The sequence below is a fragment of the Corynebacterium tuberculostearicum genome, assembly GCF_022347235.1.
GTDB classification, from domain to species: Bacteria; Actinomycetota; Actinomycetes; order Mycobacteriales; family Mycobacteriaceae; genus Corynebacterium; species Corynebacterium tuberculostearicum_F.
Genome location: NZ_JAKRDX010000010.1, coordinates 12976 through 38957 on the forward strand (window position 1 = coordinate 12976; position 25982 = coordinate 38957).

32 protein-coding genes and 1 pseudogene are annotated in these 25982 nt (G+C 60.1%); 20 read left to right on the forward strand and 13 right to left on the reverse strand.

The window, feature by feature from the left end; all coding sequences use genetic code 11:
* Positions 1 to 4: 4 nt before the first annotated feature.
* The 3 genes and pseudogenes from MHK09_RS06705 to MHK09_RS06715 all read right to left on the reverse strand — a co-directional run bounded on the left by MHK09_RS06705 (position 5) and on the right by MHK09_RS06715 (position 3882).
* On the reverse strand, positions 5 to 1909 hold the full coding sequence (locus MHK09_RS06705) for a dipeptide ABC transporter ATP-binding protein (RefSeq protein ID WP_250413062.1): 1905 nt from the start codon (positions 1907 to 1909) through the stop codon (positions 5 to 7).
* Positions 1906 to 2898 carry an ABC transporter permease gene (locus MHK09_RS06710; protein WP_250413063.1) on the reverse strand — a complete coding sequence of 331 codons (993 nt, stop codon included), beginning with the start codon at positions 2896 to 2898 and terminating at the stop codon, positions 1906 to 1908. Before MHK09_RS06710 ends, MHK09_RS06705 begins: the two co-directional genes overlap by 4 nt.
* Positions 2899 to 3882: pseudogene (locus MHK09_RS06715) on the reverse strand (ABC transporter permease).
* A gap of 331 nt (positions 3883 to 4213) precedes the next feature.
* Here MHK09_RS06715 and MHK09_RS06720 point away from each other — a divergent pair.
* Positions 4214 to 4912: a hypothetical protein gene (locus MHK09_RS06720; protein ID WP_250413064.1), complete on the forward strand. Its 699-nt coding sequence runs from the start codon at positions 4214 to 4216 to the stop codon at positions 4910 to 4912.
* Here the strand turns inward: MHK09_RS06720 and amaP are convergent.
* Genes amaP through MHK09_RS06750 form a run of 6 tightly spaced genes read right to left on the reverse strand, consistent with a single transcriptional unit; the run spans position 4901 to position 8022 of the window.
* The gene (gene amaP, locus MHK09_RS06725) at positions 4901 to 5476 is read right to left on the reverse strand and encodes an alkaline shock response membrane anchor protein AmaP (protein WP_250413065.1); all 576 of its coding nucleotides are present in this window, start codon (positions 5474 to 5476) and stop codon (positions 4901 to 4903) included. The genes MHK09_RS06720 and amaP overlap by 12 nt on opposite strands.
* Entirely contained in the window at positions 5469 to 6035 is a 567-nt protein-coding gene (locus MHK09_RS06730; RefSeq protein ID WP_150850532.1) for a DUF6286 domain-containing protein, read from the reverse strand. Before MHK09_RS06730 ends, amaP begins: the two co-directional genes overlap by 8 nt.
* A complete protein-coding gene (locus tag MHK09_RS06735) occupies positions 6028 to 6993 on the reverse strand; it encodes an Asp23/Gls24 family envelope stress response protein (protein ID WP_200436208.1) in 966 nt (321 codons plus the stop codon). Before MHK09_RS06735 ends, MHK09_RS06730 begins: the two co-directional genes overlap by 8 nt.
* Positions 6993 to 7187: a hypothetical protein gene (locus MHK09_RS06740; RefSeq protein ID WP_005322852.1), complete on the reverse strand. Its 195-nt coding sequence runs from the start codon at positions 7185 to 7187 to the stop codon at positions 6993 to 6995. The genes MHK09_RS06735 and MHK09_RS06740 overlap by 1 nt, the downstream gene beginning before the upstream one ends.
* A gap of 2 nt (positions 7188 to 7189) precedes the next feature.
* Positions 7190 to 7537, reverse strand: a complete 348-nt coding sequence (locus tag MHK09_RS06745; RefSeq protein WP_005322850.1) for a hypothetical protein — start codon at positions 7535 to 7537, stop codon at positions 7190 to 7192.
* 5 nt (positions 7538 to 7542) lie between these two features.
* On the reverse strand, positions 7543 to 8022 hold the full coding sequence (locus MHK09_RS06750) for an Asp23/Gls24 family envelope stress response protein (RefSeq protein ID WP_005322849.1): 480 nt from the start codon (positions 8020 to 8022) through the stop codon (positions 7543 to 7545).
* A gap of 719 nt (positions 8023 to 8741) precedes the next feature.
* Between MHK09_RS06750 and rpsJ the strand changes: the two genes are divergently transcribed.
* From rpsJ to rpsQ, 11 genes are read left to right on the forward strand one after another with little or no spacing between them, the layout of a single operon-like run.
* The gene (gene rpsJ, locus MHK09_RS06755; protein ID WP_003848085.1) at positions 8742 to 9047 is read left to right on the forward strand and encodes a 30S ribosomal protein S10; all 306 of its coding nucleotides are present in this window, start codon (positions 8742 to 8744) and stop codon (positions 9045 to 9047) included.
* Between the two features lie 23 nt (positions 9048 to 9070).
* Positions 9071 to 9727, forward strand: coding sequence for a 50S ribosomal protein L3 (rplC, locus tag MHK09_RS06760; protein ID WP_005322848.1), 657 nt, complete (start codon positions 9071 to 9073; stop codon positions 9725 to 9727).
* A complete protein-coding gene (rplD, locus tag MHK09_RS06765) occupies positions 9724 to 10377 on the forward strand; it encodes a 50S ribosomal protein L4 (protein ID WP_005322847.1) in 654 nt (217 codons plus the stop codon). Before rplC ends, rplD begins: the two co-directional genes overlap by 4 nt.
* A complete protein-coding gene (gene rplW, locus MHK09_RS06770) occupies positions 10377 to 10679 on the forward strand; it encodes a 50S ribosomal protein L23 (RefSeq protein ID WP_005322846.1) in 303 nt (100 codons plus the stop codon). Before rplD ends, rplW begins: the two co-directional genes overlap by 1 nt.
* A 25-nt stretch (positions 10680 to 10704) precedes the next feature.
* Positions 10705 to 11541 (forward strand): 50S ribosomal protein L2, encoded by an 837-nt coding sequence (gene rplB / locus MHK09_RS06775; protein ID WP_005322845.1) that lies wholly within the window; start codon positions 10705 to 10707, stop codon positions 11539 to 11541.
* A gap of 13 nt (positions 11542 to 11554) precedes the next feature.
* Positions 11555 to 11833: a 30S ribosomal protein S19 gene (gene rpsS, locus MHK09_RS06780; protein WP_005276936.1), complete on the forward strand. Its 279-nt coding sequence runs from the start codon at positions 11555 to 11557 to the stop codon at positions 11831 to 11833.
* A 3-nt stretch (positions 11834 to 11836) separates the two neighbouring features.
* The gene (gene rplV, locus MHK09_RS06785; protein WP_250413066.1) at positions 11837 to 12199 is read left to right on the forward strand and encodes a 50S ribosomal protein L22; all 363 of its coding nucleotides are present in this window, start codon (positions 11837 to 11839) and stop codon (positions 12197 to 12199) included.
* The gene (rpsC, locus tag MHK09_RS06790) at positions 12199 to 12942 is read left to right on the forward strand and encodes a 30S ribosomal protein S3 (protein WP_023027807.1); all 744 of its coding nucleotides are present in this window, start codon (positions 12199 to 12201) and stop codon (positions 12940 to 12942) included. Before rplV ends, rpsC begins: the two co-directional genes overlap by 1 nt.
* Positions 12943 to 12945: 3 nt before the next feature.
* Positions 12946 to 13362: a 50S ribosomal protein L16 gene (rplP, locus tag MHK09_RS06795; protein ID WP_005322843.1), complete on the forward strand. Its 417-nt coding sequence runs from the start codon at positions 12946 to 12948 to the stop codon at positions 13360 to 13362.
* Positions 13362 to 13592: a 50S ribosomal protein L29 gene (gene rpmC, locus MHK09_RS06800; protein WP_005322842.1), complete on the forward strand. Its 231-nt coding sequence runs from the start codon at positions 13362 to 13364 to the stop codon at positions 13590 to 13592. Before rplP ends, rpmC begins: the two co-directional genes overlap by 1 nt.
* A gap of 2 nt (positions 13593 to 13594) precedes the next feature.
* Positions 13595 to 13903 (forward strand): 30S ribosomal protein S17, encoded by a 309-nt coding sequence (gene rpsQ, locus MHK09_RS06805; protein WP_005322841.1) that lies wholly within the window; start codon positions 13595 to 13597, stop codon positions 13901 to 13903.
* Between the two features lie 73 nt (positions 13904 to 13976).
* Here rpsQ and MHK09_RS06810 read toward each other — a convergent pair whose 3' ends face one another.
* Positions 13977 to 14771: a siderophore-interacting protein gene (locus tag MHK09_RS06810; RefSeq protein ID WP_250413067.1), complete on the reverse strand. Its 795-nt coding sequence runs from the start codon at positions 14769 to 14771 to the stop codon at positions 13977 to 13979.
* A gap of 129 nt (positions 14772 to 14900) precedes the next feature.
* Here MHK09_RS06810 and MHK09_RS06815 point away from each other — a divergent pair, with 129 nt between their 5' ends.
* The 4 genes from MHK09_RS06815 to MHK09_RS06830 all read left to right on the forward strand — a co-directional run bounded on the left by MHK09_RS06815 (position 14901) and on the right by MHK09_RS06830 (position 18900).
* Complete coding sequence (locus MHK09_RS06815) at positions 14901 to 15848, forward strand: ABC transporter substrate-binding protein (protein ID WP_250413068.1); 948 nt, start codon at positions 14901 to 14903, stop codon at positions 15846 to 15848.
* On the forward strand, positions 15849 to 16934 hold the full coding sequence (locus MHK09_RS06820; RefSeq protein ID WP_150850845.1) for a FecCD family ABC transporter permease: 1086 nt from the start codon (positions 15849 to 15851) through the stop codon (positions 16932 to 16934).
* A 3-nt stretch (positions 16935 to 16937) separates the two neighbouring features.
* A complete protein-coding gene (locus tag MHK09_RS06825) occupies positions 16938 to 17972 on the forward strand; it encodes a FecCD family ABC transporter permease (protein WP_250413069.1) in 1035 nt (344 codons plus the stop codon).
* Positions 17973 to 18057: 85 nt separating this feature from the next.
* Positions 18058 to 18900, forward strand: a complete 843-nt coding sequence (locus tag MHK09_RS06830) for an ABC transporter ATP-binding protein (RefSeq protein ID WP_250409611.1) — start codon at positions 18058 to 18060, stop codon at positions 18898 to 18900.
* A gap of 36 nt (positions 18901 to 18936) precedes the next feature.
* Here MHK09_RS06830 and MHK09_RS06835 read toward each other — a convergent pair whose 3' ends face one another.
* Entirely contained in the window at positions 18937 to 19329 is a 393-nt protein-coding gene (locus MHK09_RS06835; protein WP_179387381.1) for a multidrug transporter, read from the reverse strand.
* The gene (locus tag MHK09_RS06840) at positions 19326 to 20210 is read right to left on the reverse strand and encodes a carbohydrate kinase family protein (protein WP_200436214.1); all 885 of its coding nucleotides are present in this window, start codon (positions 20208 to 20210) and stop codon (positions 19326 to 19328) included. The genes MHK09_RS06835 and MHK09_RS06840 overlap by 4 nt, the downstream gene beginning before the upstream one ends.
* Before the next feature lie 20 nt (positions 20211 to 20230).
* Here MHK09_RS06840 and MHK09_RS06845 point away from each other — a divergent pair, with 20 nt between their 5' ends.
* Positions 20231 to 21439 carry a glycoside hydrolase family 32 protein gene (locus tag MHK09_RS06845; RefSeq protein WP_005322822.1) on the forward strand — a complete coding sequence of 403 codons (1209 nt, stop codon included), beginning with the start codon at positions 20231 to 20233 and terminating at the stop codon, positions 21437 to 21439.
* A gap of 133 nt (positions 21440 to 21572) precedes the next feature.
* Positions 21573 to 23594: a sucrose-specific PTS transporter subunit IIBC gene (locus MHK09_RS06850; RefSeq protein WP_005322819.1), complete on the forward strand. Its 2022-nt coding sequence runs from the start codon at positions 21573 to 21575 to the stop codon at positions 23592 to 23594.
* A 281-nt stretch (positions 23595 to 23875) separates the two neighbouring features.
* On the opposite strand, the gene MHK09_RS06855 is transcribed toward MHK09_RS06850, so the two are convergent.
* A complete protein-coding gene (locus MHK09_RS06855) occupies positions 23876 to 24733 on the reverse strand; it encodes a hypothetical protein (protein ID WP_250413070.1) in 858 nt (285 codons plus the stop codon).
* Between the two features lie 559 nt (positions 24734 to 25292).
* Between MHK09_RS06855 and rplN the strand changes: the two genes are divergently transcribed.
* Both rplN and rplX read left to right on the forward strand, forming a co-directional pair.
* On the forward strand, positions 25293 to 25661 hold the full coding sequence (gene rplN / locus MHK09_RS06860; RefSeq protein ID WP_005322812.1) for a 50S ribosomal protein L14: 369 nt from the start codon (positions 25293 to 25295) through the stop codon (positions 25659 to 25661).
* A 4-nt stretch (positions 25662 to 25665) separates the two neighbouring features.
* Positions 25666 to 25980: a 50S ribosomal protein L24 gene (gene rplX / locus MHK09_RS06865; RefSeq protein WP_005322810.1), complete on the forward strand. Its 315-nt coding sequence runs from the start codon at positions 25666 to 25668 to the stop codon at positions 25978 to 25980.
* Positions 25981 to 25982: the final 2 nt, after the last annotated feature.

Consider the following 25982-nt stretch of genomic DNA (forward strand, 5'->3'; position numbering starts at 1 on the left):
CGGGTCACTTTTGGGAAATTGGTGAGGCTTGTGCCGGGCCGGGCTTGCGTCGCCTGCGGGCAGCCTCCGGATCCGGAATCGGAATGGCATCCAGGAGCTTCTTGGTGTAGTCCGCTTGAGGGTTCTCGAAGATCTCATCGGTTGGCCCAGACTCCACAAACTGCCCCTTGTACATGACGGCCACCCGGTCTGAAAGGTGGCGCACCACGGACAGGTCATGGGCGACGAAAAGGTAGGACAGGCCCAGCTTTCGCTTGAGATCTTCGAGCAGGTTGATGACGCCGGCCTGGATGGAGACGTCGAGCGCGGAGACGGGCTCATCCAAGACCAAAACCGAAGGGTTCGTGGCCAGCGCGCGGGCGAGGCCGATGCGCTGGCGCTGTCCCCCGGAAAAGTGGCTGGGGAAGCGATCCAGCTGGGAGGAATCAAGGCCCACGAGCCCCATGAGCTCGTTCACGCGGGCATCCACGTCGCCGTCATAGCCTAGGGAGTTGAGTGGTTCGGCGATGACCTCGCGCACGGTCAGGCGCGGGTTGAGGGAGCTCATCGGGTCCTGGAAGACAATTTGAATGTCCTTGCGGGCCTCGCGGCGCTCGGAATTGCTCATCCCGGCCGCGTCCTTCCCGTTGAGCACGACTGCGCCATTTTCGGGCTTTAAGTCCATGATTTCTAGCAGGGTGGTGGTCTTGCCGCAGCCGGATTCGCCCACGATGGCCATGCATTCGCCCTTGCGAATATCAAAAGTAAGGCCGTCCACTGCCTTGACCGTGCCCACGCGGCGCTTGACCAGCGCACCCTTAGTAAGTGGGAATTCCTTGCGCAGGTCCGTGACCTCCAAGGTGGTGGGACGCTCCTCGCGGGGGATACCGGCCATGACGTCCTCCGCGAGCTGCGGGGGCTTGAACATGAGCTCGCCGCCGATTTTGCGGTCGTGGATCTCGGGCGCGCGCAGGCAGGCACTCTGGTGCGTGGGGGCGTCGTCAAGCGGGATAAGCGGCGGCTCACCATCGGAGCAGGCGGGCTGCGCCACGGGGCAGCGCGGGGCAAACTGGCAGCGCTGCTTGAGGTCCACCAGCACCGGCGGGCTGCCCACGATGGGCGTGAGCGGCTCTTCGGCCGACACGTCCGGGCGCGGCGTGGAGCCGAGCAGGCCCACGGTATAGGGCATGCGGGGTTGGGAGAAGATGGTATCCACATCGCCGCGCTCCACGGGTCGGCCGGCGTACATGACCATGACATCATCGGCCGTTTCTGCCACCACGCCCATGTCATGGGTAATCATGATGGTGGCGGCGCCGGTTTCGCGCTGGGCGAGCTTAATGACGTCCAGAATCTGCGCCTGAATGGTCACATCCAGAGCGGTCGTGGGCTCATCGGCGATAAGCACGCGCGGATTATTGGCAATTGCGATGGCAATGACCACGCGCTGGCGCATGCCGCCCGAGAACTCGTGCGGGAAGGACTTCAGCCGCAGATGCGGATCGGGGATGCCTACTAGGTCGAGCAACTCCGTGGCCTCTTTGAGGGCCTGCTTCTTTCCGACGTCCCTATGGGCCTGAATTGCCTCCACCAGCTGCGATCCAATATCGAAGACCGGGGTGAGCGCGGAGAGCGGATCCTGGAAGATCATGCCAATGCCATTGCCACGGATCTCGGACATCTGCTTATCGCTGAGGCCGAGCAGTTCGCGGCCGTCAAACTTTACGGACCCGGTGATCTTCGCGTAGTCCGGCAGGAGCCCCATGATGGACATGGAGGTCACGGACTTACCAGAACCGGATTCGCCCACGATACCAAGCGTGCGGCCAGGGTAGAGATCAAAATCCACGCCACGGACCGCGGAGACGGATCCGGCTTCGGATGGGAAGTTTACGCGCAGGTCTTTGACGGATAAGACGGGCGAGGTCATGCTTTACCTCCGGAATTCGAGTTGGGGTCGAGCGCATCGCGCAGGCCATCGCCAATGAAAGCCATGGACACGGTGAGCAGGGTCAAGGTTGCGGCAGGGAAGTAGAACAGCCATGGGGAGGATTGCACTGCGGCGGTGCCGCCCTGCAGGAGGGTGCCGAGGGAGACGTCGGGAAGCTTGACGCCCAACCCCAGGAAGGACAGGGCAGTCTCAGAGCCCACGGTGCCCACCACGCCGAAGACGAACTGGATGATGAGCAGTGAGCCAATATTGGGAATGACGTGGCGTACGATGGTGCGCAGCTTGGACACGCCCATGTAGCTCGCCGCGCGGACGTAGTCTTGCTCGCGCACCGTAAGCGCCAGCGACCAAATCACGCGGGCCTGGTACATCCAGCCAAAGAGGATGAGAACGACGATAAGCAGTTTCCAATCGCCGCCGGAATCCGCCACCACCAGTGCGATGAGCAGGAAGGTAGGGATGGACAGCAGGAAGTGAATGACGGCCAGCACCGCCTTTTCGGCAATGCCTCCCCACAAGGCTGCAGCGGATCCGATGAACGCGGAGATGACCAAGGTGGCCAGGGATACCACGATGGCGATGGTCAGTGACCTCCCCAAGCCGTGAATGGTCTGGGCATAGAGGTCATTGCCGGTGTCATTCGTGCCAAACCAGTGCTCGGGGCTCGGCGGCTCCGATAGTGCAAGGAAGTCCGGCTCGGTGTAGTCCCACTTGGCAAAGAAACCGCCAAAAAGCGCTGCAAAGACCAAGAAAGCCAAGATTATAAGGCCCAAGGTGGCCAGCTTATTGCGAAAGAAGCGGCGCAGGTAAAGTTTGTAGCGCGAGGTGCCACGCGGCATCTGCTCCAAGGTGGCTACCTGCTCGGCCTCGGCGGGGGAGAAGGGGTCTCCCGTAGCGACCTCGCTGTGTGCAGTGATTTCCCCGCGGGGTTCCTGCTTGAAATAATTGCGGTCTTTAGATGGGGTCATTTAGCTCACCCTCACTCGTGGATCAAGCGCGACGACAACCAGGTCCGCCAATACCGCGGAGATGGCCGTCATGGCGGCGCCAAAGGCAGCGACAGCCGCTGCACCGTTGACGTCGTTCTTGCTAATGGTCTCGATGAAGTACTGGCCCATGCCGTTCCAGCCAAAGATGCGCTCGGTCATCACCGCACCGGTGAAGATGCCGGGGATGGAAAAGGCCACCGAGGTTGCCACCGGGATGATGGAGGTGCGCAGTGCGTGCTTGCGAATCGCCTGTTGGCGGGTCAAGCCCTTAGCGCGGGCGGTGCGCACATAGTCCGCATCCAAGTTATCCAGCAGCAAGGTGCGCTGGGTCATGTGGTAGCTGGCGTAGCTAATGAAGACCAATGAAATGGTGGGAAGGATCAAGTGCTGTGCGGAGTCCACCAGCTTGGGAAAGAATCCTTCCACGTCCAGCGAATGGGAGCCGACCACATAGAAAATCTTCTTGCCGCTGAGCTCGTTGATTTTCAGTGCGCCCCACACCACGGCGATGGACGCCACTACCACGTGGGTATTCATCGCGATGATGGAAATGCCCTGCCAGATGCGGTCACCGGCCTTGTACTGGCGCGAAGCGGTGTAAACGCCCACTGCCACGCCGATGAGAATGGACAAAATGGTGGACAGTAGGAGTAGCTGCGCGGAAACCCAGATGCGGTAGCTAATTTCTGAATTCACCACTTCGCCCACCGGGGATTGGCCCCAGTCCCATTTGGTGAGGATATTGGTCAGCCAGGTCCACCAGCGTTGTATCAGCGGAGTATCGGGGCTGAGGTTATAGGGTTCGAGGAGGCTATTGATTTCCTCCGGTGAAAGCGGTGGGCGGCGGCCGGTTTAGTTGGACCGTGGGTCCAGGAAGCTGGCCGCCAAGAGATAGGCGAGGTTGGTAGCCAAAAAGATCATGAGTAACCAGCCCAAGGTCTTTTTGATCAGATATTTAGTCATAGAGATTCTCCGTGCGCGGTTAAGCAGGAAACGGGGTGCAAGGTGTATCCAACGAGCGAATCGTTGTATGTGACCAATCTAATAATCTGTTACACAGAGCACAATCAAATTAGCCCCGTGACATAAATCCCCAATCAAATGACAGGTATTACGGAACGTAGCTAGGGTGGAAAAATCTTTAATAAATACATCGTGAGCAGGCGATATGTGGATCGAGATTGTTGAACACTTATAGTATTTATTTAATTGAATGAAATTAACTCGGGGGTGAAAAATCTCCTCTCGGCCCCGGCTGTCTGGCCGGCACCGGCGCTGGGTAATCTTGGCGGATATGGATGACCCCACCCGCATCGATCCCACGCTTGAGTCCCTCCGCCGCGCCTGGGAGGGCCAGCCCGACCTCAGCCTTCCCATTTTCTTTGCCATGCTGGCTAATCAAGGCATTGGATGGGGTGCCACCGACGCCGAACTCGTTGCGGAATTGGAGCGCCAGGCGGACGTGCATCCGCCCTTGCTTCCCTTGGAGGGCGGACGCATTGCGGCAGGGGAATGGCTCGTGCTTGCCGACGCCCCCACCTACCGCATCACCGCCACCCCTACCCACATCATCGTGCGCCGCCCTGACACCCAGCCCGTGGTGTGGGCCTATGAGTCCATTCGTCCCACGGGCCCCGGTCGCCCATTTACTATTCGGGATACCGAGGGCTTTGAACACCGCTTTGGCGTGGTCTCAAGCCTTATGCGGTTGAGTGCCGAGCGCCCAGACCTTAATGGCCTGAAGCGGCAGGATTTGGGTGATTTCGTCTTCGTCCTTCGCTTCGCAGCGGCCATCGGTGTGCTTGATCATGGGCTGCACCTATTCGCTAAGGAAAACCGCCGCGTAACTCGCCAGGACTACTCGTGGCAGCGCCTAGAAAAATGCCGCCCCGGCGAGGAACTGGAAGTGATCCTCGGGGGCGGCGAGTCGGCCCGCCTTGGGGCCGTTCAGGAAGTCTTGGTGGCGGAGACTCCGAACCCGCTATTCGGATAGGTCCTTCATCGGACCTACCTTGCTGAACTGCAGCTTGTAGATGGTGTCCAAATCGGCGTCAGGAAACGCTGCGCGGAAATCGCGCTCATTGGTTTCAACCGCACCGGTAAGGCGCTCCACCGGAGTGTCCGGATTTGCCGTCACCGTGTACTGCAGCGTGGGCCGCGCGCGGTCATAAGCCACGAGGCGCTCTACGTGATCTACGCCCTTGACTCCATCCAAATCTTGGGCCACGGCGCCGGCGATAGCGTTCATCGACGTCGTGATAGAGCCCTTGTCATCGGAAGAAGCGGACTCCACGTTATTAAAGCAGCGGTGGCGCAGGTTAGCCACCACAATCCACAACCCCAGAATAAGGAGCAGTGCGGAGCCACCGGCCAGCGCCCACACCCACCAGTCATTGTCCGCCAAGCTCTTCCACGTATCGTGGTCCACCCACAGGGCTAAGTATTTGGCAAATTCCACGTTGAAGTGGATCAAGATGGGCCACACGCCCAAAGCGATGAGGATGATTCCCAGCAGGCCCAGCAGAATGCGGTCAAAGGTAGCAAGTTTTCTAGACATTGTTATCCAACTCCGGAATCTTCTCTACAGCCACGGTGACCTGCGGCGGGTTCTTGAGATGAGCCAGGCAGCGCGTTACCGCCGTCTCTACCCGGCCTTGTAGCTCCGCATCGTCCGTATCGCCATTGACGGTGACCTTGGCCTTCTTGCTATCCGCGGAGGTCTGCGCCGAGGCCACGCCCGGAACCCGGCGAGCAGTAGCCGACGAGAGGCGGGCGATATCCACCGGTCGCATCCACATGGAGGCGGTGTCGGAGGCAAGTTGCATGTGCGTGGTGCGGCGCGTCTTCACTGCCGCGAAGAGGAAAATCAGGCCAACGACAATTGAGGCAACGCCGGCCCAGATCATCCAGGTCTGCAGCTCTTCAGTAGCAATGAGATTAAGTACCGGCTGTACCCAGGACTGGGCATCGGAGCCGGACCCTACCAGCCACGTCTCGCGCACGCCGACGACGCCCGCGGCGAGCAGTAGGAGCCCAAGGATTACGGCCCAAGTACGCGCCGCCGGAGAAGCCTTCGGCTGCTGCCCAAAGTGTTCAGGCATGTGCTGATCAGCCATTATTGCCTCCTTGTGGGCGATACGGGTTAATGGAAATGGCGCGCAACGGCTCGGGACGCGGCGCATTCACGTGCAACGGCCGAGGATTTGCCGGCGTGACCTCAATGCGCTTGAGCGGTTGCGGCCGCGGGGCCTTTACCGTGCGCGCAGGAGCAGACTTGGGAGCCTGTACACGGCGCGGAGACCACTCGTGGCGAATCTCAATCTCGCGCAGCGGCTGCGGACGAGGAGTTGTTACCTGAATCTTCCGTGCCAGTGGACGAACCTGCCCACTAGGGGCCAACCTGGCTGGGCGAGGCGCAGCCACGCTCTGCACGCGGACCGGCTTGGGCTCTCTGATCGGCCGCACCGTGTGGTCGTTCGGGGACGAAATCTCACGCAGCTGGTGGTCTGGAAGGTCAGCGGAAATGTTGCGTACCTCGGTCTCGCGCGGGGTATCCACGGACTGCACTGCGACGCCGGCGGCCGGCGCAGCGATGGTGCGCACCGGTGCCTCCTGCGGTGTGGCAATGCTGCGTACATTCACCGACTCTGCAGTGACCGGCTGCCATACCGGCGAGGGCTTGGTGTGCGGCGCAACGGCAGCAGCGACCTGGCGCTGCTCCACCTCTGCGGCAGTCACGCGCTCGCCCGGAACGGAACCGCCGACGGTGACATTGACGCGAGTTGTGGAATAACCGGTGTGCGCCGCGATGGCCTCCGAGATGGCGGCACGAGTATGCTCCGCCACCGTAGTAACCGGCGAGGGCCATACCACGCCGATAGTGGCGTTAACGGCCGCTACCTCACGCTCTGAGTCCATCTGGACCGAGACCCGTGGAAAACCGCGGCCGCCGATGCCCGCTAGCTTGGCCTCTATAGCCTTGGTGCCGGGCACGCTAGCAATCGCGGCGGTAACGATGCGTTCCATGGTCCGCAGCGAGATACGCGTGTGGCCCTGAGTGGAACTATCTGTCATTAACCTTGGCCTTTCTCCTTACCAATGAGGCCATTCCACACAGAAGTGAGATCGATACGGCCATCAAAGTGTGCTCCCACAATGCCGCCGATTGCGGCAAGGAGTACGGCGAGCAAAGTAGGACCCCAGCCTAGGTACAAAAAGAAGGCAAGAATAAGGCCGGAAATGATGCCCAAAGTGGTGTAATTCTTCATATCTATTCCTTCGATGGAGCAGCGGATAAGCCATCTACGGCGTCAGAAAACTCAACGTCAATGCGCTGCAGTTCGGGACAAGCCCCACGGGCGGCGGACCGAATATCTTCTGCCAAGGCATACAGGTCCGGCGCGGCGCTGATATCAACGCGAATGTTGATCTGCAGGTGGCGATCATCGCGCGGGTCGGGCCGCCGCATGCCGACGATGCGCTCGCCGGGGAGGTATAAACTCACCGAACCGAACGAACCGCCGTCGAGCGCGGCGACACCGCGTACCTTCCGGACTGCCTCTGCAATAGCGCGGGCGTGGCTTACCTCGAGCTCGAAACGTGCTCGGGGCTCAGGCATTGGGCTTAAGCCTGACCCTGGTTCAAAGCAGCCTGGTCTTCTGCCTCGGACTCATCCTTTGGCAGCTTTACGTCGTGAACAACAACGTTGACGCGCTCGACGCTCAGGCCGGTCATGCGCTCAACGGCATTCATGATGTTGCGGCGGATGGCCTCGGCGAGCTCGTGGATGGCCACGCCGTACTCAGCGGTGATGGCAATGTCGATGCGAGCGGTGCCGTCCGCTACCTCTACGTCCACACCCTGGCGGACGTCCTCAGAAGCACCGAAGGACTCGCGGATATTGCCGATCATGCGGGCTCCGCCGCCACCTAGGGCATCCACGCCGGAAACCTCGCGAGCAGCGATGCCGGCGATCTTGGAGACCACGACATCATCGATGGTGGTGGTGCCGTACTGGGTTTCCAGGTTGTTATTGACCTCGCGCTCCTCGGAAGCAGGAACCTGGTTGTCGGAGTTTTGTGCAGGGGTCTTGTTTTCAGACATGGGCGAGTGAGCCTTTCTCTATTGGGTGATGCATGAACGCGATATTCAACTATCTAGGCAGGACAAAGAGTCCACAGCCATTACCTCCGAGCTTAGATACTTCTCAGCCCAGTGTGGGGTGCGAGGCAACAAATTTTTCCAAAACGTGATTTTTGGCACGGTTTAATACGCGGCTTGAAAAACCGCAGCCCAACATGCTTAAATACAAAGGTTGCTTTAACAGGGCAGCGAGAACCGAGGTTCGGTGATGGCGGCGGACGTCGCCAAGCATGAGTCTCGGGGAGACGCTGAGCTGGTAAAGCGAACATGACACCTTCGTTGTCGCCATGGTTCAGGGAAACCTGAAGCATTGACTGGAAGGTCATCCAATCGGGCTAGGTCCGCGTTAGAGCAGTGACACCCCGAGAAGATGGACCGGAGAAGGGGCATGGCAAATAAACAGCGGCAGTAGACGAATTGGACACTCTCCACGTGTAATGCGTGAAAACCGTCCTCTTCACAATACTTTGACTACGGGTCTTGTACCCCGTCGAGAGCACTGCGTCCTGGCACTTGCCATGTACCGCAACTCTTGGTCGTCATGACAGTCAGACCACTGGCGTTGTGTCAGGCCCCAAGCCCGGACAACGTTATAGAGAAATCGAGAAGCAATTTCCCACCGCTTCACGCCCCGGAAACGCCGGGAATGTGAAAGTGGGGAAGCGAGGAAGAGGATAAGCGTGGCGGGACAAAAAATCCGCATTCGGCTGAAGGCCTATGACCACGAGGCTATCGACGCTTCTGCAAAGAAGATCGTCGAGACCGTTACCCGTACCGGTGCTCGTGTAGTTGGCCCAGTGCCGCTCCCAACCGAGAAGAACGTATACGCAGTTATTCGTTCTCCGCACAAGTACAAGGACTCTCGCGAGCACTTCGAGATGCGCACTCACAAGCGCCTGATCGACATTCTCGACCCAACCCCGAAGACCGTTGATGCTCTTATGCGCATCGATCTTCCGGCAAGCGTCGACGTGAACATCCAGTAAGCGACTTTGGTGGAGAACAAATAATGAGTGAAAACGAGATCAAGGGCATTCTGGGCAAGAAGCTCGGCATGACCCAGGTCTTCGACGAGGACAACCGCGTTGTGCCGGTTACCGTCGTCGAGGCAGGGCCATGCGTTGTCACCCAGATTCGCACCCCCGAAACCGATGGCTACAGCGCCATCCAGATCGCCTTTGGCGAAATCGACCCACGCAAGGCAAACAAGCCGGTTGGTGGACACTTCAAGAAGGCTGGCGTAACCCCGCGCCGTCACGTTGCGGAAATCCGCATGGACGACACCTCTGCATACGAGGTTGGCCAAGAGGTCAAGGTTGACATCTTCGAGGGCATCACCTTCGTTGACGTCACCGGCAAGACCAAGGGCCACGGCTACGCCGGCGCCATGAAGCGCCACGGCTTCGCAGGCCAGGGCGCAGCTCACGGTAACCAGGCCGCTCACCGCCGCGTTGGCGGCATCGGCGGCGCTGCTACCCCGGGCCGCGTCTTCAAGGGCAAGCGCATGGCTGGCCGTATGGGCCACGACCGCGTGACCACCCAGAACCTGAAGATTCAGAAAATCGATGCCGAGTCCAACCTGCTGCTCATCAAGGGTGCTATCCCTGGTGCGCGCGGCGGCCTCGTCACCGTTAAGACCGCAGTGAAGGGCGGTGCACACGCATGAGCAACCTCAAGCTAGACGTCCACACTTCCGAGGGTAAGACCAACGGCTCTGTAGACCTGCCAGCTGAAATCTTTGACACCGAGGCATCCATTGCTTTGATGCACCAGGTTGTTAACGCTCAGCTTGCTGCTGCACGCCAGGGCACCCACGCAACCAAGACCCGCGGCGACGTCCGCGGTGGTGGTCGCAAGCCTTTCCGTCAGAAGGGCACCGGCCGTGCACGCCAGGGCTCCATCCGCGCACCGCACTACACCGGTGGCGGCACTGTCCATGGCCCACAGCCACGCGACTACGCACAGCGCACCCCTAAGAAGATGATCAAGGCTGCTCTCTTCGGTGCACTGTCTGACCGTGCTCGCAACGAGCGCATCCACGTCATCGAAGAGCTCGTACCGGGCCAGAAGCCGTCCACCAAGTCGGCCAAGGCCTTCCTCGAGTCCCTGACCGAGCGCAAGAACGTGCTGCTGGTCATCGGCCGCGAGGACATCAATGCTCGTCGTAGCGCTAATAACCTGCCTAACGTCCAGATCCTGGACGCTGGCCAGCTCAACACCTACGACGTTCTCTACTCCGATGACGTTGTGTTCTCCGTTGAGGCGCTACACACCTTCATCAACCGCGCAACCGGCGCGGATAAGGAGGAGAACTAATGGCTAAGATTTCTAACCCACGCGATATCATCATCGCTCCGGTTGTATCCGAGAAGTCCTACGGTCTGATGGAGCAGAACGTATACACGTTCTACGTCTCCACGGACTCCAACAAGTCCCAGATTAAAGATGCCGTAGAGCAGATCTTTGACGTAAAGGTTGACTCCGTGAACACCGTGAACCGTGCAGGTAAGCGTAAGCGCACCCGCACCGGTTACGGCCAGCGTAAGTCCACCAAGCGTGCATACGTGACGCTCCGTGAAGGCAGCGACTCCATCGACGTCTTTGGCGCACAGGCCTAAGACGGAGACGAAGTAAGGAAGAATTATGGCTATTCGTAAGTACAAGCCGACAACTCCGGGTCGCCGCGCATCCTCCGTTTCTGAGTTTGACGAGATCACTCGTTCTACTCCGGAGAAGTCCCTGCTGCGCCCGCTGAGCAAGACTGGTGGCCGTAACAACTACGGCCGCATCACCACCCGCCACATCGGCGGTGGCCACAAGCGCCGTTATCGTCTCATCGACTTCCGTCGTAACGACAAGGACGGCATCCCGGCAAAGGTCGCTCACATCGAGTACGACCCGAACCGCACCGCAAACATCGCACTGCTTCACTACGTTGATGGCGAGAAGCGCTACATCATCGCCCCTAAGGGCCTGAAGCAGGGCACCATCGTTGAGTCCGGCGCGAACGCAGATATCAAGGTTGGCAACAACCTGCCGCTGCGTAACATCCCGACCGGTTCCACCATCCACGCTGTGGAGCTCAAGCCGGGCGCTGGCGCTAAGCTGGCTCGCTCCGCTGGTGCTTCCATCCAGCTGCTGGGTAAGGAAGGCAAGTACGCAGTTCTGCGTATGCCGTCTTCCGAAATCCGCCGTGTGGACATCCGCTGCCGCGCGACCGTTGGTGAGGTTGGCAACGCCGAGCAGATGAACATCCGCTGGGGCAAGGCCGGCCGTATGCGCTGGAAGGGCGTACGCCCGACCGTCCGCGGTGTCGTTATGAACCCGGTTGACCACCCACACGGTGGTGGTGAGGGTAAGACCTCGGGTGGTCGCCACCCAGTGTCCCCATGGGGCCACAAGGAGGGTCGCACCCGCAACCCGAACCGTTACTCCAACAACATGATCGTGCGCCGTCGTCGCCCGAACAAGAAGCGCTAAGAGGAGGTAAACAATGCCACGCAGCCTTAAGAAGGGCCCGTTCGTCGATGAGCACCTCCTCAACAAGGTGGATGCTCAGAACGATGCAGGCACCAAGCAGGTCATCAAGACCTGGTCTCGCCGCTCGACCATTCTCCCCGATTTCATCGGCCACACCTTCGCCGTCCATGACGGCCGCAAGCACGTGCCGGTTTTCATCGAGGATTCCATGGTCGGCCACAAGCTGGGCGAGTTTGCACCAACCAAGACCTTTAAGGGTCACGTCAAGGATGACAAGAAGGGACGTCGATAAGCGATGAGTGAGACCATCACCTCCGCATCCGCCACGGCCCGCTACGTCCGCGTCACCCCGATGAAGGCACGTCGCGTGCTCGATCTGGTCCGCGGCAAGTCCGTAAGCGAAGCCCTGGCTATCCTGAAGTACGCACCGCAGGGTGCTTCCAAGCCAGTTGCAAAGGTCGTTGCTTCTGCAGCCGCTAACGCTGAGAACAACTTCGGCCTCGACCCACGCACCCTGGTCATCTCCGAGGCTTATTCCAACGAGGGTCCGACCATGCGTCGTTTCCAGCCGCGTGCACAGGGTCGTGCATTCATGATTCGTAAGCGCACCAGCCACATCACCGTGGTTGTCGAAAGCCAGCAGGAAGGGGCCAAGTAATGGGCCAGAAGATCCATCCTCACGGCCTACGTTTGGGCATCACTTCCGACTGGAAGACCCACTGGTTCGCCGATAAGGACTACGCGAACTACGTAGCCGAAGACATCAAGATTCGTAACTACCTCAACAAGGGCCTCGAGCGCGCCGGCATTGCCGACGTCGTCATCGAGCGCACCCGTGACCGCGTCCGCGTCGACATTCACACCGCCCGCCCGGGCATCGTGATTGGCCGCCGCGGTGCTGAGGCTGACCGCATCCGCCGCGAGCTGGAAAAGCTCACCGGCAAGATGGTTGCCCTCAACATCCTCGAGGTCAAGCAGGTAGACGCAAACGCAACCCTGGTTGCTCACTCCATCGCGGAGCAGCTGGTTAACCGTGTCGCATTCCGTCGTGCAATGCGCAAGGCTATCCAGTCCGCTATGCGCCAGCCACAGGTTAAGGGCATCAAGATCCTGCTGTCCGGCCGCCTGGGCGGTGCAGAAATGTCCCGCGTTGAGCGCTACCACGAGGGTCGCGTTCCGCTGCACACTCTTCGCGCCGAAATCGACTACGGCACCGCAGAGGCCCACACCACCTTTGGCCGCATCGGCATCAAGGTGTGGATCTACAAGGGTGACGTCGTCGGTGGCGTACGCGAGTCCGAACTGAACGCTCCGGCACAGGGCCGTGGCCGTGACCGCAATGGTCGCTCCCGCCGCGGTGGCCAGCGCCGCCAGCGTGCACAGCAGAAGCAGGAGGGCTAATCCATGCTGATTCCTAAGCGTGTTAAGTACCGCCGTCAGCACCGCCCGAACCGTCGCGGCGTGTCCAAGGGCGGTAACCGCATCAACTTCGGCGATTACGCAATCCAGGCTCTCGAGCCGGCGTACATCACCAACCGTCAGATTGAGGCCGCACGTATTGCCATCAACCGCCACGTCAAGCGTGGTGGCAAGGTGTGGATCAACATCTTCCCGGACCGTCCGTTGACCCAGAAGCCGCTCGGCGTTCGTATGGGTTCCGGTAAGGGCCCGGTCGAGAAGTGGGTGGCTAACGTTAAGCCAGGCCGCGTACTTTTCGAGATGAGCTACCCAACCGAGGCCGTTGCTATTGAGGCTCTGCGCCGCGCAGGCCAGAAGCTTCCTTGCAAGGTCCGCATCATCAAGAAGGAGGACCAGTTCTAATGGCAACCGGTACCCCCGCCCACGAGTTCCGTGAGCTCGACAACGCTGAGCTGCAGTCCCGCCTGAAGGATGCGAAGGAAGAGCTGTTCAACCTCCGCTTCCAGAAGGCCACCGGCCAGCTGACCAACAACCGCCGCATCGGCACGGTTAAGCGCGACATTGCCCGCATCTACACCGTTCTGCGCGAGCGCGAGCTGGGCCTGTCCGTTGCTCCGGGAGCTGAGGCTTAATCATGAGTGAGGCTAACGTGACTGATTCCAAGAAGGCACCTACTCCGAAGAAGGAGAAGGTCAAGGGCGCTCCTAAGGTTCGCACCGGCTACGTAGTATCCGACAAGATGACCAAGACCATCGTTGTCGAGCTGGAAGACCGCAAGCAGCACGCCCTGTACGGCAAGATCATGCGCTCTAACAAGAAGGTTAAGGCGCACGACGAGGAAGAAACCGCAGGCATCGGCGATCTTGTACGCATCGCTGAGACCCGCCCGCTGTCCAAGGACAAGCACTTCCGTCTCGTTGAGATCATCGAGAAGGCTAAGTAAAACCTAGCCAACACTAAGCCCCCGCTACCGAACCTAGAGTTCGGGGCGGGGCCTTCGCCGTTTTAGGACTTCTTTACGGCCGGGCCCTTCCATAAAACCAGTAGGGTACCCACGTGACGTCGGTGGTATCTAGGCCCCATTCATTCACCGCGAGACCCCGCACGCTTTTTGCTAGCCTCCCCTCGCCGGAAGCCCATACGTACCCTGGCCCCGGCGCACCAGCATAGTCCGCTCTCAGGGCGGCAACGACAGCCTCCGCCTCCTCGTGCGCTTGGGTATAAATAATTCGCAGGCTGCGTACGCTCGCCTCCCATCTAGCTGCGAGGCCTGGTTCTACCTCGTCGTTGCTGGTAACCACGGCCATAACGTCGGTGGCCCGAAGCATTTCCGGGTTATGGTCTTCTTGGTAGGCCAAAATGTGCCGCAGCGCGGGCAAGGAGGATGCGTCAGCGACTAGAAGTTGTGGCTTGTCGGTTGGCCGCCACAGGTCGTTGCAGGTGAAGAATCCCGCTGTATCTCCGGCTTGTGCGCGGCGAATCCACCGCGAGCCAGGTCCTGAATCTCCGTGTGTCACCACGTCGACATCGACTGTGGCTTCCTCCGAGTGGAGCGCGCGGATGGTGTACCAGCGCAGGTCCGGCCGCCTCTCCTCGTCGATCGCGCTCACAGCCGAGCGTAGGTTTATGCCGTCGACGGGGAAGGGTTTAAATTCCTGTTCATCTCGGGGCATGACGAGTCCAAAGAATTCATCGGGACCGGAGAGGGTGTATGTCCGGAAAGCCTCGGCGTAGAACGTGAGCCGGTGCAAGCGCGGACGTATCCGTTCATTGGCGGTCAAAGTAACGGGGATGAGTTCGTGCGCAGACATTGGGGCCGATCGTAAGGAAGGGTTCATGTGTCTAAAAAATTACTAGTTTAGTTTAGCCTTGCCTAATCGAGGCTATGCGTTATAGGGTAAGCAAGGTTATTTTCCTCCTTTATTGAAAGGCTTAACCTCATGAAGATTTTCGGCCGTCGCACCATGGGCGCAGTCGCAATGCTTTCCGCCGGAGCCGTAGCTTTAGGCGGTTGCTCGCGTGGTGATGGTGATGAAACAGCTCAGGCGACCGACGCTGCCAGCGAGCAGCGCGTGGCTAGCCTGGGTCTAGGTGATGCCGACACACTGCTTGCCCTGGGGATCACTCCCGTAACGGTGGCGCCGTGGGGTGCTGAGGGCGATGGCGACCCTTCTGGCGTCGGCCCCTGGGCAGAGGAACTTTTGGGCGAGGCAAAGCCTGAGGTGATTTATAATACCGCAACCGGATTTACCGCGGATACCTTTGAGCAGGTCACCGCGGCCGACCCCACCCAGATCATTGCGGTGAACCAGGCGGTGGATTCACGCACGAAGGGTTCCCTGGAAGAAATCGCGCCTACCACCGTAAAGCCGAACGGCTATGAAGACTGGCAGGTACCCTGGGAAAAGCAGGTAGAGACCATCGCGGATGCGGTGGGCAAAGAAGACGAAGGCGATAAGCTTATCGATGACACCGAAAAGGCCTTCGAGGAATTCCGCCACGAGCACGCGGAATTGCAGGATAAGTCTGCGGCCATCGTCATGCCTTATGACGGCAAAATTGGCCTATACACCGAGGAGGATGGGCGTGGACAATTTATTGAGGACCTTGGCATGGAGATCCCCGATGCATTGCAGGGCGATGGCGGCAGCTTCTTCGTCGACATTGCCCCAGAAAACTACGCGAAGCTTAACCAGGTTGATTACCTCTTTGTCCTGGACTACAACGGCTCCTCCGATGCCTTGAAGAAGGATAAGACCTTCCAAGGCCTCGACATTGTCAAGGATGATCGCGTGCGCTACTTGGATACCGATACCGGCAATGCCATGAGTATGCCCAACCCGGTGACCATCCCCTGGGCAGTAGATAAATTTGAAGAGAAACTGTAATTGTCAGCAACCACGATGGACGCCCAACAAATCCAGTCGGATTCCGCAGCAGATAGTCCTACGACCACCGGCACCCCCGCAACGGTAGTGGCGCGGGTACAGAGTCATAAGATGCTCCTTGTCGCCATCATCCTCGCCAGCCTGGTGTTGGCGGTGGCGTCTTTGGCGGTGGGCTCCCGCTCGATTCCGCCCGAGGAGGTTATCGCTGCCCTGCACGGGGCAGGGGAGCAGGATATCCGCGATATCGTGTGGAACCTGCGCATGCCGCGCACCTTCTTGGCTTATTTCGCCGGCGCGGCCCTTGCTGTGGCAGGTGTGCTGGCGCAATCGTGGACCAGAAACCCGCTAGCGGATCCAGGATTTATTGGTGTTACCGCGGGCGCGTCCTTCTTCGTTGCCTTAGGCACGGCCATTGGTATTGCTACCTCCACCAGTATGCGGACCGCCCTCGCGCTCGTTGGCGCGGGTATTACTACGCTTTTGGTCTTAGCCGTATCGCGGCGGTTTGAGGATCCCCTGACGCTCATTCTGGTGGGCGCCGGCGTCTCCGCAGCTTTGGGATCGGGCGCGACGATCATCGGTCTATATTCCACGGACGTCCTCGATAGCATGCGGCGGTGGACTATCGGCTCGACCTTTGGCCGCGGCCCAGAAGATGTCGCGATCGCGGGCATAGGGCTAGTTATTGGCGTAGCGTGCGCGGCGATGGTGGCTAGACCCCTCGACCTTTTGGCCATGGGGGAGGAGTCCTCCCTCGCCTTGGGTGGGTCCCCCACTACCGCGCGGGCGGGCGCGGCGCTCAGCGTCGTGGTGTTGGCTGGCAGCGCAACGGCAGCAACGGGTCCCATTGCCTTCGTCGGTTTTGCCATTCCCCACATCGTGCGGCGGGTGGTGGGCCCTAGCGTTGCCACCTTGCTTTTGCCCTCTGCGCTCTTGGGCGGTTGTGCCGTGCTTGTCGCTGATATCACCGGCCGCCTCATTGCGGGGAACTCGGAGCTGGAGATGTCGATCGTCCTCGCGATAGTGGGCGCACCTTTCCTCATTTGGGGTGCTCACCGCGGCGTGGGCAGAGCATGGGGGCAATAAAGCATGACCGCAATCAGCACTATCTTAAAAGCTCAACAACGCCGCCGGCACGTGCGCGTGCTCGCTTCCACGCTGGCATTCATCCTCATCGCCCTTAGTGCGTACCTAGTGTTACTGGGGCAAGGTCCCATGGCATTGAGTCCGCGGCAGGTTATCGATGTCCTCACCGGAGGCGGCAGCAAGAACCACATCAGGGTGGTGTGGGACTTGCGCCTGCCGGTTGCCATCGCCACCGTTATCGTGGGTGCCGCCCTCGGCTTGGCCGGTTCTTGGACGCAAACCATGGCTCGTAACCCGCTGGCCTCCCCGGATATTTTAGGCGTTACCGGCGGGGCGTCGGTGCTGGTGGTCTTGGGCACCGTGCATTCGCGCCCCAGTTTCGCCGAGGGTATCCCGGAGTTTTGGTGGCGGGCATGCTTGGCGATGATCGGCGCCCTCCTCGTTGTCATCCTCCTCGCTGTTCTGGGTGGCATCGGTACGAGCAACCGCATCGTCATCATCGGTATTGCGTTATCGCTGATGTTTAACGCCCTCGTCGCGTATTTAATGCGCAGCGCCCAGATCCTGCGTGCTGCGGAGGCGCAGACTTGGCTCGCGGGATCGACTGGATTTGTGCACATGGAGGTCATCTTCCCCCTCTTGGCGGCATTAGCGCCGTTTCTCGCCATAGGTATCTGGTGCGCGCGGGAGCTGCCGCTGCTTGCCCATGATGATTCCTCCGCAACCACCCTGGGCGTAAACATCTCCCGCCAGCGAGCCCTCCTGCTTATTGCGGCAACCGGTATCAGTGCCGTGGTGGTCTCGGTGGTCGGGCCCATTGGGTTTATCGCGCTGTTGGCGCCGCACCTGGCGCGGATGGTGGCGCGCACCCCCACGCCATCACCGTTGGCATCAGCGGCCGCGGGCGCAGCATTGCTGACCGTGTGTGCTGTGATCGCCGGTGCTATCCCGGTAAATGCACCGGTGGGTGCGGTTTCCTCGGTCATCGGCGGCTGCGCCTTGGTGATAGTGGTGTGGAATGCGGCCGGGCGCAGCTAAACGTTGTGCCGCGGCACAGCAGGGGAAACGGACAAGCATCGCGCCGGATGGTGCTAGACAGTCAGACGTGGATGAAGGAAAAGAAATGAAGGATAATCAGCCTAATCAGCCTAAACAGACCACGAGCCCGAAGCCTCGGTGCAGCCTCCACGCCACCGGCATTCATGCGGGATATAAGGATGGCGAGGATATCCTTGCCGGCGTTGATCTGCACGCCCGCGCCGGCGAAGTTACCACGCTCATTGGGCCGAATGGCTGCGGCAAGTCCACGCTGCTGAAAACTCTCTCGAAAATCCTGGCCCCGCGGCAGGGCAGCGTCATGGTTGGGGAAGTTGACCTACACGCCATGTCCGCGAAGGATGCCGCGCGGCAGGTGGCGCTACTGCCACAGCACCCCGTGGCCCCCGATGGGCTGCGGGTGGGGGAGTTGGTCGCGCGCGGGCGTCATCCCCATCAAGGAAGGATGCGCGGCCTTTCCGCTACGGACCGGGAGATCATTGCGCAGGCTTGCGAGGCTACCGACATTGTGGACTTCCTCGATCGTGATATCGCTTCGCTATCGGGCGGGCAGCGCCAGCGCGTTTGGCTGGCGTTGGCCCTGGCACAAGATACGCCCGTGCTGCTTCTCGATGAACCCACGACCTTCCTCGACCCTGCCCATGCCATGCGCATGCTGGAGTTGGCCCGCGCACAGGCGCAGGCGGGAAAGACAGTGGTTGTAGTCCTACACGATCTCATGCTGGCGGGCCACTATTCTGATTCCATGGTGGTGATGAAATCCGGCGATATCATCGCTCGTGGGGCACCGAAACAAGCGCTGTCGCCGAAGGTATTGGCGCAGGCCTATGGCATCGAGGCTGAGGCCTGGGAGGATCCGCTTGGCGATGCCCCCATTATCGTTCCCCGCCGCGTCGTAGCGGCGCATTAGTGGAGAGCTGCCAATAGTGGCTGTGTGCTAGACGCTTTACTTGACCTTTCGTTGTACATCTAGAAAAGAAATTGCCACTACAAAAAGATTGAGCACGCTTCCCGCGCCGAGCAAAAAGGTGCCGATTCGATAGGAGCCTGTGCCTACGGCGGCCATATTGCCGTAGATATAGACCCAGATTCCCCAGCCAATAAGGAGTACGAGCCCGGCGAGACCGGAGAGCAGGCGCAGGCTGCGTGGGGAGGAGGGGGCGAAGAACTTATAGGCGGCGTCGACAAGCGCGCAAGCTGCAAGCCCCAGACTCAGCCCGCCGGTCAACCAGACAGGAAGTAGAGCGGAGGCGCCAAAGACTACGGGCAGGATAAACGCGAGAAATGCGAGGATAAAGAGCGCGGCGTGCAACCACAGGGTGCGCTTGGTGTAGGTCATAGCGATGACTCTACTTCCTCGCGGCGCGGGGGATTGGCGCCCTTGCGGGAGACGGTGATGCCAGCGGCAGCCACGGCAAAGGACAAAATGTCTTTCCACTGCGCCGGATCCAGGGTGGTAAGGGCGGCGGCGTCCAGCCCGCGTTCATCAATCTGGGTCAGCAGGGCGGCCATGATAGTGTCGCCGGCACCGATGGTATCGGAGACGGTTACTTGCGCGGCCGGCACCGTGAGAGTGGTATCGCCCGCGCGAACGCTCAGGCCCTCGCTGCCGCGGGTGACCACTACGATGGGCACCTGCGAAATGAGGTCGTCGCCCAGGAACTCGACCTCTTCATCAGAAAGCTTAAGCAAGGTGACGTGGGGGAGTAGATCCGCTAAGAACGCGCGGTGTTCTGGGGTGGCGTAGAACGGCCGGATATTCGGATCCAGGGCGACTAACGTGCCTTGGGCGGCAAAATCCTTCAGCAGTTGCGCATAGCGGGAGGCACCAGGTTCAAGGGCGAGGGAGACCGTGCCGAAGCACGCGATATCGGCCGGGACCAGCTGTGGCTCGACCAGGCGGTCGGCCGTGCCTTCGATATAGAAGTTATAGGAGGCCGAGCCATCCTCGTGGATGGTTGTCACGGCCAAAGTGGTGGGTTCGTCGCCGCGCTGCAGGTGAGTGGTGGTGACACCCTCGGCCGTGAGGCGGCCGACAAGTTCTTGTCCAAAACCATCGGTGGAGATGCGGGACTGGAATTCCACAGCGGCGCCCAGTCGCGCCGCCGCGATGGCCACGTTAAATGGCCCGCCGCCCAGCGCCGGCGTGTGGTCGTTCAAGCTGCCAGGGGCCACTGGAACGAGGTCCACGAGGCCTTCACCGCACACATGAATAGTCATGTTTCCATAGTATCGGGGATATGAACTACCGTCCCAATTTTCACCTCGCCCCGCCGCAAGGCCGCCTCAATGATCCCAATGGCGTCTTTGTGGATGGCGATACCCTGCACGTGTTCTACCAGCACGACCCGGCGTTTCCCCGCAAGCCCAAGCGTACGGGCTGGGGGCATGCGACGGTGAGCGTATCGGCGCCTACGCCGTGGCAGCACCACCCCGATGCCTTATACCCGGACCTGCCCTATGACAAGGATGGCTGCTACTCGGGTGGGGCGGTGGTTGATGGCACCGACGTCTGGCTGTTTTATACGGGCAATTTGAAAGATGATGGCCGTCGCATTCCGTCCCAGAACCGCGTGCGTGCCATAGACCCTTCGGGCCCGGAGGGCGGCATCTACCTTCGCGACGAGAATAATCCCCTGATTCCGGACTCCCCGGAGGGCTATACCGGGCACTTCCGGGATCCACAGATCACCCGCGATGGCGATGGCTGGCGGATGGTCATCGGTGCCCAGACCGAAGACGAGCGCGGCACCATTGTGCTGTACCGATCGCAGGACCTGGCCCAATGGGAATTCCAGGGCGAGATTTCCTTCGACGATCCTTCGCAACTGCCTGGGGGCTACATGTGGGAGTGCCCCAACCTCCTCACCTTGGGCGATAAGCAGGTCCTCATCTTCTGCCCCCAGGCAGAAACGGATCGGTGCGGATATATCGTGGGCACGCTCGATGGCCTGAATTTCCATATTGAGCGCGGTTTTACCCTCCTTGACCATGGCACCCAGTTCTATGCGCCCCAGGCCACCGAGGACGGCATCCTACTGGGGTGGATGGGCATGCCCGCCCAGGATGACACCCCAACGGAAGGCTGGGTCCATACCTTGACGCTGCCGCGCCGCATCTGGCTGGAGGATAACTACCTGCATCAAGAGCCGCTGTGGTCCGCCCTGCCGGAGACCCACGGGCGAGAAGGCTTTGGCTCCACCATCGACATCAAGGGCGAAGGCTCCTTTGCTCTTATCGACGCCGCCGGGGACGAAGCCTTCCGCGTCACCCAACGCGACGGGACCATCGCCTTTAACGGCGGCGATCCCATCGACTGCCCGGATGGGGAGATGCGCTTGATTGCTGATGGCTGCGCCGTTGAGGTCTATGCCGGTGGCGGTCGCATCGCCGCGTCCTTCGCCGTGTTTGGCGAGTCCCCCTGGCAGGGGTGGGAGCCGCGCGGGTAGGTGTACCCGGAACCGGTGAAGTTGCCAACACTCCGCCCGAATGTGTGGACTTAGGCCCGAATCCCGGCTGTAATGGAAATAAGCAGTCACGTTCGGCAATCGGATGTGAGCCATTACACTGAAGGGCTCTTCTATGGATCACAAGGAAGTAGCCGCCCGCACGCTAAAAGCACTGGGCGGCGAAGACAACATCATCGCACTCGCGCACTGCGCCACGCGCCTGCGCATGGTGCTGCAAGATTCTGACAAGGTAGACACCGCCGCGTTGGATAATGACCCCGACCTCAAGGGCACCTTTGAGGCCGGCGGCATGTTCCAGGTCATCGTCGGCCCCGGCGACGTCAATATCGTCTTCCAGGAAATGACCAGCCTCATTTCTAAGGACGTGGCCGTATCCACCGACCGCCTGAAAGACATCGCTGCCGAATCCGGCAATTGGTTCAGCCGTGCGGTCAAGGTGCTTGCGGATATCTTCGTTCCGCTCATCCCGATCTTGCTTGGCGGCGGTCTGCTCATGGCGCTCAACAACGTCTTGACGGCCGAAGGGCTCTTTGGTGACCAATCCCTCATCCAGATGTTCCCCGCCTGGGAAGGCTTTGCCGGCCTAGTGAACCTGCTCGCCTCTGCGCCGTTTGCCTTCCTGCCCATCCTCGTCGGCTTTACCGCGACGAAGCGCTTCGGCGGAAACGAGTTCCTCGGCGCCGGTATGGCCATGGCGATGGTCATGCCCGATTTGGTCAACGGCTACAGCGTGGCCGAGGCGATTGAAAACGGTGAGATGTCCTACTGGAACATCTTCGGCTTCGACGTCGCCCAGGCCGGCTACCAGGGCTCCATCCTGCCCATCCTGGTGATTTCGTGGATTCTCGCCACCTTAGAGAAATTCCTGCACAAACACCTCAAGGGCACGGTGGACTTCATGCTCACCCCACTGCTCACCCTGTTGATTACTGGCTTCCTGACCTTCATGGGCTTGGGTCCCATCCTGCGCACGGCCGGTGAGTGGCTGGGCATGGGCCTGGCCAACCTCTATGACTTTGCCGGTCCCGTCGCTGGCTTCCTCTTCGGCCTCGTCTACTCGCCGATTGTGATTACCGGCCTGCACCAATCCTTCCCGCCGATTGAGACGATGCTGTGGAACGAGGGCGGCTCCTTCGTCTTCCCGATTGCCTCCATGGCCAATATTGCCCAGGGTGGCGTCGCGCTCGCCGTGTACTTCCTGGCCCGCTCCGAAAAGCTCAAGGGCCTGGCCGGTGCGTCCGGTATTTCTGCCCTCTTTGGCATTACCGAGCCTGCCATTTTCGGCGTGAACCTCCGCCTGCGCTGGCCGTTCTATATCGGCATGGCAGCATCTGCTATTGCCTCTGCTTTCATCGCCATCTTTGGCGTGCTTGCCGACGCCCTCGGTGCCGCCGGCTTCATCGGCTTCGTCTCCGTCCCACGCTTCGTCCCGACCTTCCTGTTGTGCGGCGTTATCTCCTTCGTAGTCGCCTTTGTGGGCGCTTACCTCTACGGGCGGGTGCTCATTCGTAAGAATGGCTCTATCGACCCGGATGAGGTCAACCCTCCCGCAGCCGAGGAGCAGGCCGCCGCTGCCACCCCGGCCGCGGTAGCTGCCGACGATGCATGCACCATCTTCTCCCCGCTGGAGGGCACCGCCGTACCACTGTCTCAGGTCAGCGACCCCATGTTTGCCGGCGGCAAGCTGGGCCAGGGTGTGGCAATCGAGCCGACCGTGGGCAAGCTGGTTGCGCCTGCCGACGGCAAAATCACCGTCACCTTCTCCTCTCATCACGCCTACGCCATCCGCACCAAGGACCCGGCGGTGGGAAATATCGATATCCTCATGCACATTGGTTTCGATACGGTAAACCTCAAAGGCGAACACTTCACCTCCCACGTCACCAAGGGCGATGAAGTCAAGCGAGGCGATGTCCTTGCCGAATTCGATATCGATGCCATCAAGGCCGCCGGCCTTCCGGTAACCACCCCGGTGGTGGTCTCCAACTCCAAGAAGACCGGCCCTGTTATTCCTACCGAGGCCTTCCGCCCCGGCGAGCTCATTGGCTCCGGCACCGACATCTTTACCGTGGACCCTAAGCCCGCCGCAGTACCTGCACAGACAGCCTCGCCGGCTTCCGAATCCGCGTCTTAATGCGCATCCTTTAAAAGCCAACGGTGCGCTCTCGGGCCCATCATCTTAGGGCCATCCGATTAGGTCCATAGTGATCAGGCCGATCTGAGGAAAACCACTCCTCAGATCGGCTTTTTCTACCTCAATTAAGCCTGATCAGATCGGCCTTAAATCGGATGGGCCCTTGATTCTGCGTGAACGCAGTTTTAGTCAGGCATACAAAAAGCTGTGCCGGCCGGACCGAAGTCCGACCGGCACAGCCAGTCTCAGTTCCAGACCCTACTCAGTAGGGGAGTTCTTTCTTAAGCGAAGAACTTGCGGCGCGCAGCGAAGGCGCCAGCAGCAACCATTGCAGCTACGGCCAGAGCAGCCAGAGCCTGTGCAACGGAGTTGGATCCGGTCTCAGCAGCCATGCCGCGAACGGAATCGGTGCCCTCGCCAGCAGCCGGTGCAGCCGGTGCGCCAGCCTGTGCGGCGTCGCCCTCAGCCAGCTTGCCGCCCTGAGCAATAACCTCATCCTTGTTGGCGTTCAGCATCTGCTCGGAAGCAGCCTTCTCCTCAGCGGTTGGCTCCTGGCCCTTGCGTGCCTCGTCCTTGACGTAGGTCTTGCCGTCCTGGGACAGGTACCAGGTGATGCCACCGATAACCAGGGCAGCCGGAAGAGCCAACCAAGCCAGCTTCTTCTTGTCGAACTCTGGCTTCTCCGGAGCCTGCGGCTCAGATTCTGGATAAACCATTGCGGCCTTCAACTGCTCATTGGTCAGTCGGTGGCCCTCCAGATCCGCGCCCATCCTCTTTGCCAAATCAGGGCTGTCAACGTAGTTGATGCCGTCGATGTGCTTGTACCAAGTCTTGCCTTCAAATTCGATGGTGTCAGGGCGCTCAACTGGCTTGTTGGTAGCGGTGTTCTCAGCAGTGTTGTCCTCGGCGCCATCGGTCTCGTCGGCATTGGTGGCTGCGGCATCTGCAGTTTCATCTGCAGTGTTCTCGGGAGCGGCCTCTGCGGTGCCGTTAGTTGCATCTGCGGTATCAACAGCGTCGGCAGTAGGTGCTGACTGGTCAGCCGGGGTTGCGTCCTGAGCCTGGGCAACAGCTGCGCCGCCGAAGGCGAGAGCGCCGGTCAGTGCTGCAGCGGTCAGAGTCTGTGGCAAACGCTTCATGTGGTTCTCCTTAAGGGAATGTGTTGTTACGCGCATCCGGTGGAGGTACGCGCCAAAAGATATGAGTCGTTCTCGACGCCAATCACGATAGTCACAAGATTCACAGTTGTCACGCTAGAAACATTAGGCAACTGTGATTTTCATGCGTTACAGATGTAGGGAGCCTGGCAAAATGGAACGGGTGTGCGGCTGAAATTGCACTAAGAACTACTAGGGTGTTGGGCGAATGTGCAGATAATGCGGTCAACTTCGCCAAGCGTGCGTGCCACTGCATTCGAAATTAGGGGCCAAGGGGGGTAGGCGGGGGTGTTGGCGAAAATAATTTGGGAAGAGAGGGGGCGTCGGCAAGCGCTAAGCGGTGTTTTGGTATGGGCGCTGGCGTGTGGTTGAATGTATAGGTTGCAAAAGCTGGTCGGCCCGTAGCGGTGCGTTTCCGAACCGCCGGTCCGAGACCCTTCGGCACAGTCCGTTGTCAAGGCTTGAGCATCGCAAGTTTGTAGACCGCGTGCGGCAAGGACGGAAATCTTACCGCACATCAATCCAGGTCAGGAGACCCATAGTGATTCAGCAAGAATCGCGTCTGCGCGTCGCCGACAACTCTGGTGCACGTGAACTGCTGTGCATCCGCGTTCTCGGCGGCTCTGTCCGACGCTCCGCTGGCATCGGCGACGTTATCGTCGCGACTGTCAAGGACGCCGTTCCAGGCGGCAACGTCAAGGAAGGCGACGTAGTTAAGGCCGTTATCGTCCGCGCCAAGAAGGAGACCCGTCGTCCGGACGGCTCCTACATTCGCTTCGACGAGAACGCTGCAGTTGTTCTCAAGGGCGATAGCGAGCCCCGTGGTACCCGTATCTTCGGACCGGTTGCTCGCGAACTTCGTGACAAGCGTTTCATGAAGATCGTTTCTCTCGCACCGGAGGTGATCTAGTCTTATGAAGATCCATAAGGGAGATATGGTGATTGTCATTTCGGGCCCAGATAAGGGCGCGAAGGGCAAGGTCATCGAGGCATACCCAAAGCGTGACAAGGTCCTCGTTGAGGGCGTTAACCGCATCAAGAAGCACGTCGCTAACTCCGCTACCGAGCGTGGCGCCGAGTCCGGCGGAATCGTTACCCAGGAAGCTCCGATCCACGTGTCCAACGTTGCGATCGTTGACTCCGAAGGCAACCCGACCCGCGTGGGCTACCGTTTCGACGAGAACGGCAAGAAGGTCCGTATCGCGCGTAGCAACGGGAAGGACATCTAAAA

Coding starts and splice junctions, on each gene's coding strand:
- rpsS (WP_005276936.1), top strand. CDS start 11,555: ATGCCACGCAGCCTTAAGAAGGGCCCGTTCGTCGATGAGCACCTCCTC.
- amaP (WP_250413065.1), bottom strand. CDS start 5,476: ATGTCTAGAAAACTTGCTACCTTTGACCGCATTCTGCTGGGCCTGCTG.
- MHK09_RS06845 (WP_005322822.1), top strand. CDS start 20,231: ATGAACTACCGTCCCAATTTTCACCTCGCCCCGCCGCAAGGCCGCCTC.
- rplX (WP_005322810.1), top strand. CDS start 25,666: ATGAAGATCCATAAGGGAGATATGGTGATTGTCATTTCGGGCCCAGAT.
- rplP (WP_005322843.1), top strand. CDS start 12,946: ATGCTGATTCCTAAGCGTGTTAAGTACCGCCGTCAGCACCGCCCGAAC.
- MHK09_RS06705 (WP_250413062.1), bottom strand. CDS start 1,909: ATGACCTCGCCCGTCTTATCCGTCAAAGACCTGCGCGTAAACTTCCCA.
- MHK09_RS06720 (WP_250413064.1), top strand. CDS start 4,214: ATGGATGACCCCACCCGCATCGATCCCACGCTTGAGTCCCTCCGCCGC.
- MHK09_RS06850 (WP_005322819.1), top strand. CDS start 21,573: ATGGATCACAAGGAAGTAGCCGCCCGCACGCTAAAAGCACTGGGCGGC.
- MHK09_RS06840 (WP_200436214.1), bottom strand. CDS start 20,210: ATGACTATTCATGTGTGCGGTGAAGGCCTCGTGGACCTCGTTCCAGTG.
- rpsQ (WP_005322841.1), top strand. CDS start 13,595: ATGAGTGAGGCTAACGTGACTGATTCCAAGAAGGCACCTACTCCGAAG.
- rplW (WP_005322846.1), top strand. CDS start 10,377: ATGGCTAAGATTTCTAACCCACGCGATATCATCATCGCTCCGGTTGTA.
- MHK09_RS06815 (WP_250413068.1), top strand. CDS start 14,901: ATGAAGATTTTCGGCCGTCGCACCATGGGCGCAGTCGCAATGCTTTCC.
- MHK09_RS06750 (WP_005322849.1), bottom strand. CDS start 8,022: ATGTCTGAAAACAAGACCCCTGCACAAAACTCCGACAACCAGGTTCCT.
- MHK09_RS06830 (WP_250409611.1), top strand. CDS start 18,058: ATGAAGGATAATCAGCCTAATCAGCCTAAACAGACCACGAGCCCGAAG.
- MHK09_RS06710 (WP_250413063.1), bottom strand. CDS start 2,898: ATGACCCCATCTAAAGACCGCAATTATTTCAAGCAGGAACCCCGCGGG.
- rpmC (WP_005322842.1), top strand. CDS start 13,362: ATGGCAACCGGTACCCCCGCCCACGAGTTCCGTGAGCTCGACAACGCT.
- rplC (WP_005322848.1), top strand. CDS start 9,071: ATGAGTGAAAACGAGATCAAGGGCATTCTGGGCAAGAAGCTCGGCATG.
- MHK09_RS06740 (WP_005322852.1), bottom strand. CDS start 7,187: ATGAAGAATTACACCACTTTGGGCATCATTTCCGGCCTTATTCTTGCC.
- rplV (WP_250413066.1), top strand. CDS start 11,837: ATGAGTGAGACCATCACCTCCGCATCCGCCACGGCCCGCTACGTCCGC.
- rplB (WP_005322845.1), top strand. CDS start 10,705: ATGGCTATTCGTAAGTACAAGCCGACAACTCCGGGTCGCCGCGCATCC.
- MHK09_RS06730 (WP_150850532.1), bottom strand. CDS start 6,035: ATGGCTGATCAGCACATGCCTGAACACTTTGGGCAGCAGCCGAAGGCT.
- MHK09_RS06825 (WP_250413069.1), top strand. CDS start 16,938: ATGACCGCAATCAGCACTATCTTAAAAGCTCAACAACGCCGCCGGCAC.
- MHK09_RS06835 (WP_179387381.1), bottom strand. CDS start 19,329: ATGACCTACACCAAGCGCACCCTGTGGTTGCACGCCGCGCTCTTTATC.
- rpsC (WP_023027807.1), top strand. CDS start 12,199: ATGGGCCAGAAGATCCATCCTCACGGCCTACGTTTGGGCATCACTTCC.
- MHK09_RS06810 (WP_250413067.1), bottom strand. CDS start 14,771: ATGTCTGCGCACGAACTCATCCCCGTTACTTTGACCGCCAATGAACGG.
- MHK09_RS06735 (WP_200436208.1), bottom strand. CDS start 6,993: ATGACAGATAGTTCCACTCAGGGCCACACGCGTATCTCGCTGCGGACC.
- MHK09_RS06855 (WP_250413070.1), bottom strand. CDS start 24,733: ATGAAGCGTTTGCCACAGACTCTGACCGCTGCAGCACTGACCGGCGCT.
- MHK09_RS06745 (WP_005322850.1), bottom strand. CDS start 7,537: ATGCCTGAGCCCCGAGCACGTTTCGAGCTCGAGGTAAGCCACGCCCGC.
- rplD (WP_005322847.1), top strand. CDS start 9,724: ATGAGCAACCTCAAGCTAGACGTCCACACTTCCGAGGGTAAGACCAAC.